The sequence below is a fragment of the Pseudomonas fragi genome, assembly GCF_002269505.1.
Classification (GTDB): Bacteria; Pseudomonadota; Gammaproteobacteria; order Pseudomonadales; family Pseudomonadaceae; genus Aquipseudomonas; species Aquipseudomonas fragi_D.
In genome coordinates this window covers 65,586-81,015 of sequence record NZ_NQKQ01000012.1, presented here as the reverse complement: position 1 = coordinate 81,015, position 15,430 = coordinate 65,586, and the positions used below count along the sequence as shown (strand labels likewise).

The 15,430-nt window shown below is 61.9% G+C and carries 15 protein-coding genes; 4 read left to right on the top strand and 11 right to left on the bottom strand.

Annotation, left to right across the window (positions count from 1 at the left end; all coding sequences use genetic code 11):
• Positions 1-10: 10 nt before the first annotated feature.
• The gene (locus CJU81_RS12825; protein WP_095036919.1) at positions 11-1,669 is read right to left on the bottom strand and encodes an AMP-binding protein; all 1,659 of its coding nucleotides are present in this window, start codon (positions 1,667-1,669) and stop codon (positions 11-13) included.
• Between the two features lie 207 nt (positions 1,670-1,876).
• Here CJU81_RS12825 and CJU81_RS12820 point away from each other — a divergent pair, with 207 nt between their 5' ends.
• From CJU81_RS12820 to CJU81_RS12810, 3 genes are all read left to right on the top strand, one after another.
• Positions 1,877-2,230 carry a VOC family protein gene (locus tag CJU81_RS12820; RefSeq protein ID WP_217902756.1) on the top strand — a complete coding sequence of 118 codons (354 nt, stop codon included), beginning with the start codon at positions 1,877-1,879 and terminating at the stop codon, positions 2,228-2,230.
• A 266-nt stretch (positions 2,231-2,496) separates the two neighbouring features.
• On the top strand, positions 2,497-2,820 hold the full coding sequence (locus tag CJU81_RS12815) for a type II toxin-antitoxin system RelE/ParE family toxin (protein WP_095036917.1): 324 nt from the start codon (positions 2,497-2,499) through the stop codon (positions 2,818-2,820).
• Complete coding sequence (locus tag CJU81_RS12810; protein ID WP_095036916.1) at positions 2,817-3,119, top strand: addiction module antidote protein; 303 nt, start codon at positions 2,817-2,819, stop codon at positions 3,117-3,119. The genes CJU81_RS12815 and CJU81_RS12810 overlap by 4 nt, the downstream gene beginning before the upstream one ends.
• A gap of 71 nt (positions 3,120-3,190) precedes the next feature.
• On the opposite strand, the gene CJU81_RS12805 is transcribed toward CJU81_RS12810, so the two are convergent.
• From CJU81_RS12805 to CJU81_RS12760, 10 genes are all read right to left on the bottom strand, one after another.
• Entirely contained in the window at positions 3,191-4,573 is a 1,383-nt protein-coding gene (locus CJU81_RS12805; protein WP_254924870.1) for a DUF1329 domain-containing protein, read from the bottom strand.
• Positions 4,574-4,661: 88 nt separating this feature from the next.
• Positions 4,662-6,350: a class I adenylate-forming enzyme family protein gene (locus tag CJU81_RS12800; RefSeq protein WP_095036914.1), complete on the bottom strand. Its 1,689-nt coding sequence runs from the start codon at positions 6,348-6,350 to the stop codon at positions 4,662-4,664.
• Positions 6,351-6,387: 37 nt separating this feature from the next.
• The gene (locus CJU81_RS12795; RefSeq protein WP_095036913.1) at positions 6,388-7,527 is read right to left on the bottom strand and encodes an acyl-CoA dehydrogenase family protein; all 1,140 of its coding nucleotides are present in this window, start codon (positions 7,525-7,527) and stop codon (positions 6,388-6,390) included.
• Positions 7,528-7,538: 11 nt separating this feature from the next.
• Positions 7,539-8,729 carry an acyl-CoA dehydrogenase family protein gene (locus CJU81_RS12790; protein ID WP_095036912.1) on the bottom strand — a complete coding sequence of 397 codons (1,191 nt, stop codon included), beginning with the start codon at positions 8,727-8,729 and terminating at the stop codon, positions 7,539-7,541.
• 42 nt (positions 8,730-8,771) lie between these two features.
• Entirely contained in the window at positions 8,772-9,941 is a 1,170-nt protein-coding gene (locus CJU81_RS12785; protein ID WP_095036911.1) for an acyl-CoA dehydrogenase family protein, read from the bottom strand.
• On the bottom strand, positions 9,942-11,120 hold the full coding sequence (locus tag CJU81_RS12780; RefSeq protein WP_095030177.1) for a lipid-transfer protein: 1,179 nt from the start codon (positions 11,118-11,120) through the stop codon (positions 9,942-9,944).
• 17 nt (positions 11,121-11,137) lie between these two features.
• Positions 11,138-11,557 carry a MaoC family dehydratase gene (locus tag CJU81_RS12775; protein ID WP_095030178.1) on the bottom strand — a complete coding sequence of 140 codons (420 nt, stop codon included), beginning with the start codon at positions 11,555-11,557 and terminating at the stop codon, positions 11,138-11,140.
• A complete protein-coding gene (locus tag CJU81_RS12770) occupies positions 11,529-12,662 on the bottom strand; it encodes an acyl-CoA dehydrogenase family protein (protein WP_095036910.1) in 1,134 nt (377 codons plus the stop codon). Before CJU81_RS12770 ends, CJU81_RS12775 begins: the two co-directional genes overlap by 29 nt.
• A gap of 10 nt (positions 12,663-12,672) precedes the next feature.
• Positions 12,673-13,650 carry a bifunctional MaoC family dehydratase N-terminal/OB-fold nucleic acid binding domain-containing protein gene (locus tag CJU81_RS12765; protein WP_095036909.1) on the bottom strand — a complete coding sequence of 326 codons (978 nt, stop codon included), beginning with the start codon at positions 13,648-13,650 and terminating at the stop codon, positions 12,673-12,675.
• 53 nt (positions 13,651-13,703) lie between these two features.
• Entirely contained in the window at positions 13,704-14,477 is a 774-nt protein-coding gene (locus tag CJU81_RS12760; RefSeq protein ID WP_095036908.1) for an SDR family oxidoreductase, read from the bottom strand.
• A 143-nt stretch (positions 14,478-14,620) separates the two neighbouring features.
• Between CJU81_RS12760 and CJU81_RS12755 the strand changes: the two genes are divergently transcribed.
• Positions 14,621-15,406: an enoyl-CoA hydratase gene (locus CJU81_RS12755; protein ID WP_176464838.1), complete on the top strand. Its 786-nt coding sequence runs from the start codon at positions 14,621-14,623 to the stop codon at positions 15,404-15,406.
• The last annotated feature ends 24 nt before the right edge of the window (positions 15,407-15,430 follow it).

The following is a 15,430-nucleotide window of genomic DNA, read 5'->3' as shown; positions in this document are numbered from 1 at the left end:
TTCCTGAAAGTTAGACGCTGGCGCTGGCGGCCAGCTCAGCCTTGGCGATTTCCTGATTGCGCAAAATAAAGCGCTGCAACTTGCCGCTTGGTGTTTTCGGCAGTTCGCTGACAAATTCGATTTCACGGGGGTAAGCGTGCGCCGCCAGCCGTTGACGCACGTGCAGGCGAAGGGTTTCAGCCAATTGCGCATCCCCCAGGTACTGAGCGTTCAACACCACAAAGGCCTTGACCAGCTCGGTGCGCTCGCGGTCCGGCTTGCCCACCACGGCGGCCTCTACCACCGCCGGGTGTTCGATCAGAGCGCTTTCCACATCAAAAGGCCCGACGCGGTAGCCGGAGGTGGTGATCACGTCATCACTGCGCCCGACAAAACTGATGCTGCCGTCCGGGTTCAGCTCCACGGTATCGCCACTCAGGTAATAGTTGCCGACAAAAGCCTTGGTCTTGAAGCCTTCGTAGCCGCCAAACCAGCACATCGGCGACTGGCTGCGATCAACCGCCAGAATTCCCGGCTGGCCAACGGGCAGCTCCTGATGATTGTCATCGAGCACCACGATGCGGTGGCCCGGCGAGGCAAAACCGGCGGCGCCCATATGCACCGGGTGATCGAGCCCGTGATGGTTGCACAGCACCATGCCGACTTCGGTCTGGCCATAGTGGTCATGGATGGTGACGTTGAGTTCATCGGCAAACCAGCGGATGACTTCGGGGTTGAGCGGTTCCCCGGCGCTGCTGACCACGCGCAACTGGCCCTTGATCTTGCTGGCGAAGGCGTCACCGGCCGCAATCAACATACGATACGCGGTGGGCGAACCGGTCAGGTTGGTAATGCCGTACTTCCTGATGACCCGGCAGGTACTGTCGACCGTGAACGGGCCGTCGTACAGGGTGATCGGGTGGCCCATCGACAGTGGCCCGGTGATGCCGAAATAAATGCCATAGGCCCAGCCCGGATCTGCCAGGTTCCAGAACGAATCCTCGGGGCGCAGCCCCACTGCATCACGGGTGTAGCTCTGGAATGCAACGATGGCCTTGAGCGGCACCAGCAGCGGCTTGGCCGGGCCGGTAGTGCCCGAGGTAAACATCAGCAGAAATGGATCTTCGCCGCTCAGCATCACCGGCTCGCAGGTGGCCGGGTAGTTGTCCAGCTCTGCCCAGAAACTGAAGTCGCCACGTACCAGGCCCTGCCCCTTGGCTCCCGCCACAGTGACAATGGCCGGGCAATCATTGACCTCGTCGAGTTTGACGCGGTTGACCGCATCGGTGACCACCAGGGCTGCCCCCGAGCTGTTGAGGCGATGCTCGATAGCCTTGGGCCCGAATGCGGTGAACAGGGGCTGATAGATGGCGCCAATGCGCCAAGTGGCGAATGCGACGATCAACAACTCGACATTGCGCGGCAGCAAACCGGCCACCTTGTCACCCCGTTTGACACCCTGGGCGAGGAGAAAATTGGCAAAGCGCGCGGCCTGGTCCTGTAACTGAGTGAAGGTGTAGGTGGCGCTGCTGGAATCGCGCCCCTCCCAAAACAACGCAATGCGGCCCGGCAAGGCGTGGCGGTCGCAACACTCGACGCAGGCATTGATCGCTGCCAGATGGCCGTCCAGGGAACCGGCTACCGTGCGTTGGTAGTCAAAGTCAGTCATCGAAGTCAGATAGTCGCGCATCAGCAGAATCCCTCGGTCTTTATTTTTAGGATGGGAACCGTGAAAAATCCTGCTGATAATCGCCCTGCGAAGGCTCTGCAACAATGGTCAAAACACTCAAGCTGGGTGACTGCTTTGGCCAATGGCTACGAGCTTGTTGTGCTGATAAGAACCGGATGGCATTCAGCCAGTCACTTATCTATATTTGAGCCTCATAAGGAGATGCCCGTGACCACAGACAACCGCCACAACAGAATCGACAACATCGAATTCAACGTCCATGACATCGCACGCAGCAAAGCCTTTTATGGCGCCGCGTTCGGCTGGACCTTCACTGACTTTGGCCCCACCTACAGCGAGTTCAGCGATGGGCGCCTGAGCGGCGGATTCACCACTGGCGAACCTGTACGCCCCGGTGGCCCGCTGATCATTGTGTACGCCGACGACCTGGTCCAGGCTCAGCAGGCCATCAGCGCTGCCGGAGGCCGCATCAGCCGACAAGAATTCAAGTTCCCCGGCGGCAGCCGCTTCCACTTCACCGACCTGGATGGCTACGAACTGGCCGTCTGGTCGCAGGCATAACTGCGCATTCCCCTTCTACACAGCCCACCCCCGCACCCCGGCAATGACTTGTTGCATTACCGGGGTCTGCCGCTGCGCCGTAATTGCGCATAAGTAATAAAACCTGCACAACCTTGCGATCCATCCTAATTGCCCTCGCTACACCGCAACCCTAGCTTTGCCACTGCCACCCTCTATCACATTGGATGTGGGCCTGCTCTGACGAACAGCCGTGCTTGGCGGTTAAAAATAATTGACCAAAGGGTAGCTTCAAAGCTACATTTCAAATGCTAGAGATAAGACACTACCTCAGCGAAACAGGTAACGACCCTTACCAGCAGTGGCTGGACCACTTAAAGGATCGCACGGCCAAGGCACGCATCACCGTGCGAGTCAACCGGCTTTCAGCGGGCGCTTTTGGTGATTGCAAACCCCTGTGCCAGGGCGTATGGGAGTTGCGTATAGATCACGGACCAGGCTATCGGCTGTATTACGCTCGGGACGGCAAAAAACTGGTGCTGTTGTTGCTGGGTGGCGACAAGCGCCAGCAACAGGCCGATATCGATAAAGCCGTGCGCTGCTGGAACGAGTATCAGACGAGGAAGCCATGAACAAAACCAGGAACCACGACGAATCCGTTATCGAGATGATCCGCCAGGATCCCGAACTTGCCATTGAATACCTGCGTATCGCCATTGAAGAACTTGATGAAGAAGGTGGCCAGGCCAGCTTTTTGACCGCGTTGCGCCATGTTGTCGAAGCACGGGGCGGCATGGCACAAATAGCCGAAAAGGCAGGGCTCTCCCGTGAAAGCCTGTATCGCGCCCTTTCGCCCAAAGGCAACCCGACACTGCGCACCATGCGCCAGGTGGTGCATGCCACGGGTATGACTTTTGCCTCACTGACCTGAGCCAATAAAAAACCCCGCAGGCGTTACACCGACGGGGTTTTTGCTTGCAGCTTGGTGCTAAAACCTGCCGCTTAGCGTCCCATCGCCCGCGCCGCATCGGCGGTGTACTGGTCCTGGGTGAACTTGCCTTCGTTGAGGATCGGGCCTTTCTTGGCTTCGTTGGTCATGCCGTAGCCGGTGTACTGCCCCGAGTTCAAGTCCATGAAGAACTGTGAACCGGCCTGCCAGCCGCTCATGTCCGGGTGGTAGTAGTAGTTGATCATGGCATGCTTCCACAGCTGGCCACGAGCGTCGTAGTTGTCCGCCAGCACCGAGTTCCAGGTGTCTTCGTCGAGGAACAGTACACGCTTGCCGTACACGTGGCGGTAGCCTTCCTTGAGGTCGGCTTCAACCACCCACACCCGGCGCAGCTCATAACGCATCAAGTCCGGGTTGGGATGATTGGGCGTCAGCATGTCGGCGTATTTTACCGTACCTGCGTTGGGCTTGTAGGCGTTGGCCGGGATGTAGATTTCACGCTTGCCCAGCAGTTTCCAGTTGTAGCGCTCCGGCGAGCCGTTATACAAACGGTCTTCGTCCACGGTCATGGTGCCGTTGGTGCCGATCATCGGCTGATCGTAGCCGTAACCCGGCAGCAGCCTTACACGGCGGGTCGAGGGGCTGTAGCTCCAGGCCTGGCGCGGGTCGGTGGCGAAGTTGTAGGGTTCGTGGGAGATGCTCAGCGTGCCGTTGTCACGGGTCGGCTTGAGGGTCATGTTGTTGCTCATGGCCTGGAGTTTGTTTTCGGTCTTGGGCTCGACCGTAGGCGAGTTGGCCATGGCCAGGTTGCGGGCATAGGCACGCCCCCAGCCAATGCTGCCGTTGGGCAGCACGGAGGCCAGGTCGCTGGTTTTTTCTTCGGTCCAGGCACGGGCCGGGAGCTGGTGGTTCCACAGGGCCTCCATGCCGTTTTTCGGAATCGGGAACGGTACCTGGCCCAGCCCTTCGAAGCCCATGCCGTCATTCACCAGCTTGGCGTTCAAGGCATTGTTCATGACCCGCTGGCACACGTAATCCGGGTAGCGGTAGTCACGGTGACCGGTGTAGATGTTCATCTTGTAGGTGGTCGGGTAACGCTTGAGCAGGGCCTTCTGGCCTTCGGTCAGCTTGTCTTCGTACTGCGCCATGTTTTGCGCGGTAATCACCAGGATCGGCTTCTCCGCGGCATAGGGATCAACCGGCTGGTCACCGGAAAACTTCACATGATTCCAGCCCGGCACTTCGCCCAGGTACTTGCCGGTATACGGCGGGATGGTGCCCGCGGCATTACCCGCCTGCTCTGCCCCTACACAGGTCAGCTCCTTGCCCAGTTTGGCCGCTTCCGCGGGCGTTACCTGGGCAGATGCCGTGCCGATGGCGACCACATTGACGGCCATGGCGGCTGCGAGCATTACGCCTGTTCTTGTTATTTTCATGTATTGCCTCCTACGCGAATAAGGCTTGCTGGGGGTATGCATCCATTCTTCGCCAATTAGCGGCGAGCACATCGTCCACAGAGACTACTCAGGCTGTTACCAGTATTTCCTTGAGCACGCTTTTCAGCGTCTTGCCCGAGGCATTGCGGGCAAAGGGTGTGTGCTGCACATGGATCTGCGCCGGCACCTTGTAGCTGGCCAGGCGCTGCGCAATGAAACTGCGTACCGCGTCGCTGCCCGGCGTTGAAGCCGGCTCGCCACGCACCACCAGAAACACCACTTCGCCCAGCACATCGTCGGGCACGGCAAAGGCTGCAGCTTCAATCACACCGGGCATTTCACAGGCGCAGGACTCAACCTCGGCGGCAGCAATTTTTTCGCCACCGCGATTGATCAGGTCCTTGGCGCGGTCAGTGATGTAGAGGAAACCTTCGTCATCCAGCAGGCCGATATCGCCGGTATCCAGCCAGCCATCGCACAGGGTCCGGGCGCTGGCTTCGGGCAGGTTCCAGTACTCGCTCATCAGGGTTGGCGAACGCACCCAGATCAGCCCGCTGACCCCGGCAGATACGGGGCGGTCCGGGCTGTCGCCGATACGCACATCGACAATCGGCAAGGGCCAGCCCGCCGAGGCCGGTTTGTAGGCAAACTGGTCACCTCCATGGGCCGCACAGATGCCGTTGCTTTCGGTCAGGCCATAGCCACTGCCACCGATTGCCTCGGGCTTGCGCCGGGTCAGGTTGTCCAGCAGGCTGCTGGACGGTGCCGCACCGCCCAGGCCCAGACCGAACAGGCTCGCGGTGTCGGGGCTGCCAAAGCGTGGCGAGGCCAGCAGTTGCTGCATCATCACCGGGGCGCCGTTGAACTGGGTGCACTGTTCGTCACGAATCAAGTCGAGGGCTTTTTCCACATCCCACTTGTACATCAGCAGCAAGCGCCGTCCGCTGCGCAAGGCCAGCAGAAACTGGGCATGCAGGCCACTGACATGAAACAGCGGCACCGCCATCAGGGTGGCGGGGGCATAGCCGCTATTAATCACCACACTGATGCGCTCCGGCGAGCTGACCGCACAAAATGCACTCTGGAACTCCAGCGCCACCAGCGCCTGACAAACCGCACCGTGGGTCGACAGCACGCCCTTGGCCAAGCTGGTGGTGCCCGAGGTGTAGAGAATCATTGCCGGATCACTGGCACTGACAGCCTGCGCCGGCACGTTGATCGCCGGCGCCGCCAGCAGATCTTCCAGACGCTGGCAGTGCTCTTCCAGCGGTGCCCCTGCGCTCAGCCCCACCACAATGGTCGCCAGCCCCTGCTCGCGCAGGTCATTGGCCAACAGTTGCAAGCGTGGCTCGTCACTCAACAACAAGCTCGCCCCGCTGTCCTGCAGACCGTGAAACAACTCGTCGCGCAGGCCCCAGCTGTTGAGCGGGACGCAGACCCCGGCGCAACGCTGAATCGCCGCAAACGCCACCAGCCAGGCGGGCTGGTTGCGCATGGCAATCGCCACACGATCGCCCTTGCGCAGGCCAAAGCGCTCGACCAACTGCCCGGCCAGCCGGTCCACTTGATCGAAGAACTGGTTAAACGTCAGGCGCTGCTGCTCCCACACCAGAAATTCACGATCAGCATGGATGCGCCCGCTATCAATTGCAGCCCAGACGCTGGCAGCAGTGTGACGAAAATACTTGGGACCGCCATCAGCGGGTGTCTGTACTTCAAAAGGCGAGCCGGCACCAATCAGTTGCTGCCAGGCGCTCTGCCATTGCTCAAGTTTCATCTTGTTATTCTCCTGACTCGAACAGCCCGCTACAGGCTCAAGCGTGCGCCAGCTCCAGGGCTCCATAGCGCTCGCAGTGATAATCGGCATCCCCCAGGCAGGCCTGGGCCACCCGGATACGCTTGAGAAACAGGCCCACATCCAGCTCGTCGGTGACGCCAATGCCGCCGTGCATCTGCACCGCCTCGTTGACCACCTTGATCGCCGTCTGCCCGGCCTTCCACTTGGCCAGACTGGCCAGGCGCTGACGCTCGACCTCGCTCAGGCTGCTGTCATCCAGCGCCGCCAAACCGGCCATCACGGCGCTGCGCGCCAGCGCCAGATCCACATACAACTGCGCAGCGCGATGTTGCAGCGCCTGGAAACTGCCAATCGCCACGTCGAACTGCACGCGGGTCTTGAGATAATCGAGGGTCATGTCGAAGAGTTTTTCAGACATGCCCAGCATCTCTGCAGCCAGACACACACGGCCGCGATCCAGGGCGACATTCAAGGCCGGCATGGCCGACCCGGCGGCACCCAGCAAGGCATCCGCCCCGACCTGCACCTGATCCAGCTGCAAGCGGGCATGGTTGCGCGAGTCAATCAGCGGCAACGGGATAACGCTCAGGCCCGGGGCATCGGCCGGCAGCAGAAACAGGCTGATGCCCGCCATGCCGGTGCGTGCCGCCACCAGATAGGCGTCAGCTCCAACCCCGTCGATGACGAAATATTTTTCCCCGCTCAGGCTGTAGCCGTCGCCGTTGGCCACGGCTTGCAAAGCCACCCGGGACGGGTTGTGCCGTGGCTGCTCGTCCAGCGCCAGTGCCAGGCGCCGTTCGCCGCTGATGGTCGCCGACAGCCAGCGGTCCTGCTGCTGTGCATTGCCTTGCAAGTGCAGTAGCGAACCGCTGAGCACCACACTGGAAAGCAATGGCGTAGCGCTGAGATTACAACCGATGGATTCAAAAATCGGTCCCAGGCCCATGCAGCCAAAATCCAGCCCGCCTAGGTTTTCCGGGAAAGGAATTGCACTCCAGCCCAACGCAACTGCATCTTTCCACAGTTGCGGGTCAAAGCCGCCCGCCTGCGCTTCATCACGCAAAGCGCGCTGGCGGGACACCGGGCTGCGCGCGGCAAGAAATTCACCGGCACTGTCGGCCAGCAGCCGTTGATCTTCGTTATAAAGCAGGTTCATGGTGAGTTTCCTTACTTCACGTCAGGCAGGCCCAGGACCCGCTTGGCAATAACGTTGAGCTGCACTTCTGACGAGCCGCCAGAGATGGTCAAGGCAAAACTGTTCAACCAGCCGCGGGTGATGGCCTGCTCCTGGGGGCTGAATGCAGCCTTGTCCCAGCCAAGCCCGTGATAACCCATGACATCGAGCAGCACTTCGAACTTGTCGCGTTCCTGCTCGGTGTGCACCAGTTTCATGATCGACATCAGCCCACTGACGTCTTGCCCGGCGCGGGCGGTTTCGCCCATGCGCTGCACGGTCAGGTTGTAGCTGTGCTCGTTCATGGCCGTGGCCACCGCCCGTGCGACCAGTGCTGACTCGGCCTGGCCGGTTGCCTCGGGCAGGTACTGCTTGACCAGGGGCAGCAGATGAAAATGGGTCGGCAGGCTGAACTCGCCAAACTTGGACATGGCTTTGCGTTCGTGTTGCAACAGGCGCTTGGCCAGGTTCCAGCCGCCGTGCAGCGGGCCGATCAGTTGGCTTTTTGGGACTTTGACGGCGTCGAAAAAAACCTGGCAGAACGCCGACTTGCCGCTGATCAAATCGATCGGCGCGACGCTGACCCCGGGGCTCTTCATGTCCAGTACGATCAGGCTGATGCCTGTGTGTTTGCTGGCTTTGGCGTCGGTGCGCACCAGCGCGTACATCCAGTCCGACTTGTCGCCGTAAGAGGTCCAGATTTTGCTGCCGTCGACCACAAAGTGATCGCCGGCATCCCGGGCCGACGTTTTCAGACTGGCCAGATCAGAGCCGGCGTTGGGCTCGGAGAAGCCCTGACACCAGCGCACTTGCCCGCGGGTCATGGGCGTGAGCAGGGTTTTTTTCTGTTCTTCGGTACCGAACTCCAGCAGTACCGGGCCGAGCATCCAGATGCCCAGGTTGATTTGCGGCGGGCGGCACTTGAGGCGCCGCAACTCGCTTTCGAGTACGGCGTTGTATTCCGCACTCAGGCCTGCGCCACCGTATTCGGCAGGCCACTCGGGGCAGAACCAGCCCTTGTCGCGCATGCGCTCGAACCACAATTGCGCATCTGTACCGGGGAACTCCACCTCGCGGGCACCCCAGACCATCTCGCCTTCAGGGATGGCCTTGCGTTGCGAGGGCGGGCAATTGGCCTCAAGCCAGCTGCGGGTTTGTTCTCTGAACTGGTCAATCGCGTTCATGTTTTTCACCTTTCGGTTCAGGTCAATCAGTGCTGTCAAATCTCAGCGCTGGGTACGCGGCATGCCCAAACCGAACTGGGCGATCAGCTCGCGCTGGATTTCATTGGTGCCACCGCCAAAGGTCAGGGTCACCGAGGCACGCACTTCGTACTCCAATTCGCCGTGCAGCAGCGACGCTGGCGAACCGCCGCGCACCAATGCATTGGCCCCGACGATATTGCTCAATAGGCGCAGAATCTCGATCGAGGATTCCGAGCCATAGACCTTGGTCGTCGACGCCAGCGCCACGTCCATGCGCTCACGCTCAAGGTCAGCAGCAATGCGCAGGTTGATCAGGCGCATGGCTTCAAGGCGCGCGTAGCACTGCGCCAGACCTGCACGCACCCAGGCCTTGTCGGTGGCACGCACGCCGCGTTCATCGGCTGCATTGGCCCACTTCAAGACTCGGCCAAACAGCCCCACGACCTTGTCCGACCAGGCCCCCAGGCCCAGGCGTTCATGGTTCAGTTGCGCCGTGATGAGCTTCCAGCCGCCATTCAATTCACCCACCAGCATGTCGGCAGGCACGCGCACGTTGTCGTAGTAGGTGGCCGCCGTCGGGATGCTGGTAGTCGGGATAACCGTGCTGGCAAAGCCCGGCGCGCGGGTGTCGAGAATCAGGATCGACACGCCCTTGTGCCGCGGTCGCTCGGGATCGGTGCGCGCCGCCAGCCAGATGTAGTCCGCCGACTCAGCGCCCGAAGTCCACAACTTGTTGCCGTTGACCACAAACGCGTCGCCTTCGAGGCGGGCGGTGGTTTTCAGTGCCGCCAGATCACTGCCCGCATCCGGCTCGGAATATCCGATGGCGAAGATGATTTCCCCCGCCGCGATCCCCGGCAAAAACTTCGCCTTTTGCGCCTCGCTGCCGTGGGCCATCAACGCCGGTCCCACGGTGCTGATGGTCACGAACGGCAACGGTGCACCGGCGATATTGGCTTCTTCAAAGAAAATAAACTGCTCGGTAGGGCCGTAGCCCTGGCCGCCATGTTCCTTGGGCCAACCCACCGCCAGCCAGCCGTCGCGGCCCATCTGGCGGATGGTGTCGCGGTACAGCGGGCCGCCCTCCTGGCCGCGCAATTGCTCGCGCAACTGCGGGGTCATCAGGTTCTGGAAGTAGTCCCGCACCTTCAGGCGCAGGGCATGTTGTTCTGGCGTCAGGTCGACGAACATTCAGGCTGCTCCCAGAATCAGGCCGCTGGTGGGTACACCGGTACCGGCCGTGACCAGTACGTTCTCGACATTGTCGACCTGGTTGACCGAGCTGCCGCGCACCTGCCGCACCGCTTCCGCCACGCCGTTCATGCCGTGGATATAAGCTTCGCCCAGTTGCCCGCCGTGGGTGTTGATCGGGAACTTGCCGCCGCGAGCATGATGCCCGGCGCGGATAAACTCCTTGGCCTCGCCGCGTTCACACAGGCCGAACTCTTCCAGCTGCGGCAGTACGAACGGGGTGAAGTGGTCATAAATGATCGCCGTTTGCAGCGCCTCGGGGCCAAGGCCCGACTGGCGATACAGCTCTTTGGCGACCACGCCCATCTCCGGCAGACCGGTGATGTCATCACGGTAGAACGAGGTCATGATCTGCTGGCCCGAGGTAATGCCCTGGGAGCCGGCCTTGATCATCACCGGCTTCTGGCGCAGGTCCCTGGCACGCTCGGCCGAGGTGATCACCATCGCCACGGCACCGTCGGATTCCTGGCAGCAATCGAGCAAGTGCAGCGGCTCGCAGATCCAGCGCGAAGCCTGATGTTCTTCAAGGGTGATCGGCTTGCCGTAGAAGAACGCCTGGGGGTTGGTGGCGGCAAAGTCCCGTACGGCGACGGCCACGCGGCCGAAATCTTCGGAGGTCGCGCCGTAGGTGTGCATGTAGCGCTGGGCAAACATCCCGACCCAGGAGGCCGGGGTATGCAGGCCGTGGGGCATGTACCAGCCGTAGTTGACGTTCTCGAAAATCGGCGTCGAGGCAAAACCGTAGCTGCCGCTGCCGAAGCGATACCACGAACGCTCGTTCATGGCGCGGTAAACCACCACCACTTTGGCCACGCCAGTGGCCACCGCCATGGCTGCGTGCATGATCGGCCCGCAGGCAGCACCGCCGCCATGGGGCACCTGGGAGAAGAACTTGACGTCCTTGCACCCCAGCAACCGGGCGATTTCATATTCCGGGACTTTATCCACCGAATACGAGCTGAAGCCCTCGACTTCGGAAGGGTCAATACCGGCGTCCTTCAACGCGGCCAGAGTGGCCTCCAGCGCCAGACGCAGTTCGGTGCGCCCGGAGTTTTTCGAAAATTCGGTCGCGCCCAGGCCAACAATGGCTGCGCTGCCGGAAAGTGACGATTGCGTCATGTGTGCTGTCTCCGCGATCAGGGCAGAACCAGCGCGACCGTACCGGTCACGTGGTTGCCCATGGAATTTTTGCCGCTGAGGGTGATTTCCACCGTGCGGGTGGCGGCATCCTGACGGGTGACCGCGCCGTTGAAGGTCATGCTGTCACCGGGATAATTCGGCGCGCCGAGCTTGATCTTCAGCGCGGTGAAACGCGCCTCGGGGCCTGCCCAGTCTTCGATATAGCGCTGCACCAGGCCGTTGGTGGTGAGGATGTTCATGAAGATATGCGGCGAACCCAGCTCGCGTGCCGCCTCAGCATCATGGTGGCCGGGGAAGTAGTCGCGGGTGGCGATGGCGCCACCGGCAATCAGGCCCACGGTGATCGGGATCGCCAGTTCCGGCAGGGTTTCGCCGGGGCGCACGTCGTCAAAGCGCTTGGTGTTCTGCAAGGTCATATTTCCATCCCAGCTTGTCGTTATGGCTCAGCCAGTCGCCGAGGCGTTCAAGGCATGCTGCCGATCCACCCAGGGCACAGCCCAGGGCGCGGCTCCAGTAGAGGAAGCGGTGTATCGGGTAGGTCAGGTCGACGCCGATGCCGCCGTGCACATGCTGGGCGTTGTGCCCAATCAGATGCCCTGCTTCACAGGCCTGCCAGGCGGTGGCCAATGCTTCGCTGGGCGCCGGCAACCCGGCGTCCAGGCGGTAGCACAACTGCCACAGGGTGCTGCGCAGCGCTTCGAGGGCGATATGGGCGTTGGCCATGCTCATTTGCACCGCCTGAAAACTGCCGATGCTGCGTTCGAACTGGCGCCGCTCGCTGACGTACGCCACGGTGCGGCGGATCTGCTCGGCACTGACGCCCAGCTGCAGCGCCGCCAGTGCGGCGATGCTGCGCGGCTCCAGCCAGCCCAGCGCGGCGGCTGGGAGCAAGTGTTCGGCGCGGATCAGCAGCCCGTCGATATGCACATCGGCAATCGCTTCGCCGTGGGTCATGCGCCCGGCCACGTGAGTGATCGCCTTGTCGCCCAGCTCGACCAGCGCCAGCCGCGGCTGCCCGTCAATGCTGACCAGCAGCAATGCCGCCTGGGACTGCTCGGCCAGCGCCAGGGCGCCAACACGGCCTTTGAGGCGCCAGCCGCCGTCAGCCTCGATCCCGTGCAACTCAATGCCGTGGGCGCTGTAAAGACCGCTCAAGTCCAGGGTCAGCATCGCCCTGCCCGCGGCGGCCTCTACGGCCCACGGTTGCTGGGACTCGTCGGCAAACTGCGCGACAGTGGCGGCCGCCAGTTGATGGCGCCACAGCGGCACCTGCCCCAGCGCACGGCCCTGGGCCTGCAACACCAGCATCAGCTCGGCCATGCCCAGGCCACTGCCACCCAGTGCTTCAGGGATTGCCAGTGCTTGCAGGCCGGTTTCCACGCACAGTTCCCACAGCGGCTGCATGTAAGCCTGCTCACTGGTATCGAACTGGCGCAGGCGGTCATCGGTGCAATAGTCGGCAAACACGCTGCCGGCCATTTCGGCGATGGCGCCCTGGTCTTCGGTAATGTCGAAATCCATGCTGGCTCCCTTACTCGACCACAGGTCGGAATAGCGGCAAGGTCAACTCGCCATCGAAGGTCTGGAATTCAAGCTGCAAGGGCTGGCCAATTCGCAGGTCCTCGCGCTTGGCACCCACCAGCCCTGCCACCAGACGCACGCCCTCTTCCAGCTCGATCAGGCCGATCGGGTTGGGATGGTCGAACGGGGCAACTTCGGGGTAGTGCATGATCACAAACGAATACAGACTGGCGCGGCCGCTGGCCTGCACACTGTCCCAATCGAACGAGTGGCATTCGATGCACACCGGCGCCGGCGGATGACGCAGGGTCTGGCACTGGGTGCAGCGCTGGATCAACAGCTTGCCGGCGTCACAGCCTTCCCAGAAAAACCGCGTGTCATCGCTCATGCCCGGCTTCGGCCGTTTGACCACCGCAGCCGCTTCGACCTTGGCCGGGGCGGCCTCTGCTGCATGGTTGTTGGCCGGGCGAAACTTGAACACGCGGAACAGCAACTGGCCCACGGCTTCGTCGCCACTTTTGTGTTCAACGAAGTAGTCCATCACGAGGGTGACGAAAAATCCGGTGCCCAGACCGGTGGTTTTTTCGTCGCCCACCGAGTCCAGCCGGGTGGTGTAGTAGAGCTTTTCCCCCGGGCGCAGATTGCGTTCGAAGGTCAGCTCGGAGTTGACCGCGACCACCGACGGATAACCGTAGGACTCAATCAGCTTGAGCACTTCATAGGGGTTTTCGGTGGTCGAACCGGGCGCGTAGTTATTGATGTGAAAACCTTCCATGCACCACACCTGCAACATCGCAGGCGGCGCCACCAGCCCGTCCTGGGCACTGTTGGCGGCAAAGGCCGGATCGGTATAAAGAGGGTTGTCCACGCCCATGATCTCGCACCACTGGCGGATCATCGGGGCGTTGACTTCGTCCCAGGCGTAGACGCGACCATATTCACGCCCCACCAGGGCGCGCACGTCGGTTAGCAATTGAGAATCAGCCAAGTTCGTCTCCTGCGTGTCAAGTGCAGCAACCGGGTGGTCGCCGCTGAAGGTCGTCAGTGCGCAGCGCTCAAAAAAGCCGGGCGTTCGCCGCCGCCGTGCAACAACAGGTTGCAGCCGCTGGCATAGCCGGCCAGGGGTGATGCGATAAACAGGCAGGCGTTGCCGATGTCTTCGGGCAATGCCATGCGCCCGGCCGGGATCCCGGCGCTGACCGCCGCGATGCCCTGTTCGTCGCCGAAATGCAGGTGAGCCTGCTCGGTGCGTACCAGCCCCGGGCTGACCGCCACTACCCGCACCTTGGGTGCCCACTCCACGGCCAGCGACTGCACCAGGGCCAGCACCCCGGCCTTGGCCGCGCCATACGCGGCGGTGCCCGGCGATGCGCGCAAGGCGCTGATGCTGCCGATAAACACGATGCAACCGCCCTCGCTCTGTTGCTGCATCAGGGCATTGGCCTGTTGTGCAACGTTCAACGGAGCGATCAAGTTGAGGCGGATAATGCTTTCGTGAAAACGCGGCGAGGCGCTGCCGGCTTCGGCCGGAGGGCTGCCACCGGCGTTGTTGATCACCACATCGAGGCGGCCGAAATCGGCGCGGATGCCTTCGAACAAGGCCGTCAGCGATGCCTGGTCGCGCACATCGCACGCCATAAACACCGCCTGTGCCGAACCCGCACTGGGCAACACCTCAGGGGTTGTTCTGCCACACACGATCACCCGTGCCCCGGCTTGCAGAAAGCTGCGGGCGATACCGGCGCCGATGCCTTTGGTGCCGCCGGTGACCAGCACCACCTTGGCGCTGTAATCCAGCCCTGAGAGTTGACCCATGACGTGCTCCTTTTCTACTGATGGAGCCACTCTAGGGACAATCCGGGGGCTGCTCGTCGTCTGAACGGACGATGAAGCACGGCCGGCTGAACGCAACAATCCAGCGCATGCTGTGGACACAGCCCCTGTTAATGAGGAAGCCCATGTCAGACCCATCTGCCGCGCCGGTATTGCTTGAGTTCCCGGCCCCGGGCGTGGCCCTGCTGCGCCTTAACCGCCCCCAGGCCACCAATGCCCTGAGCCTTGAATTGCAGGCGCTGCTGTCGCGCCACTTCACTGAGCTGTCCGACAACCCGCAAGTGCGCTGCATCCTGCTGACCGGTGGCGAAAAGGTGTTTGCCGCTGGTGGCGACATCAACAGCATGGCCGGGGTCGGCCCGATCGATATCTACCAGCGCCATACCGAACGGGTCTGGGCGCCGATCCAGCATTGCCCCAAGCCGGTGATCGCGGCGGTGTGCGGCTATGCCTATGGCGGTGGCTGCGAACTGGCGATGCTCGCCGATATCATTGTTGCGGGGCGCAGCGCGAAATTTTGCCAGCCGGAAATTCGCATCGGCATCATGCCGGGTATCGGCGGCACCCAGCGGCTGGTGCGGGCGGTGGGCAAGGCCAAGGCGATGCGCATGGCCCTCACCGGGCAGCCGATTACCGCTGAAGAAGCCTGGGTTGCCGGGCTGGTGAGTAATATCGTGGACGATGCCGAGGTACAGGCCTATGCCCTGGAGATGGCGCAACTGATCGCCGCCATGCCGCCGCTGGCGGCCGAGCAGATCAAGGAAGTGATTCTGGCCGGTGTTGACGGGCCGCTGGAAACAGGCCTGGCGCTGGAGCGCAAGGCCAATGCACTGCTGTTTGCTTCACGGGATCAAAAAGAAGGGATGCAGGCGTTTATCGAAAAACGCACGGCGCGGTTTGAGGGCAATTAAGTTTTTCCAGCCAAAACCCTGCAA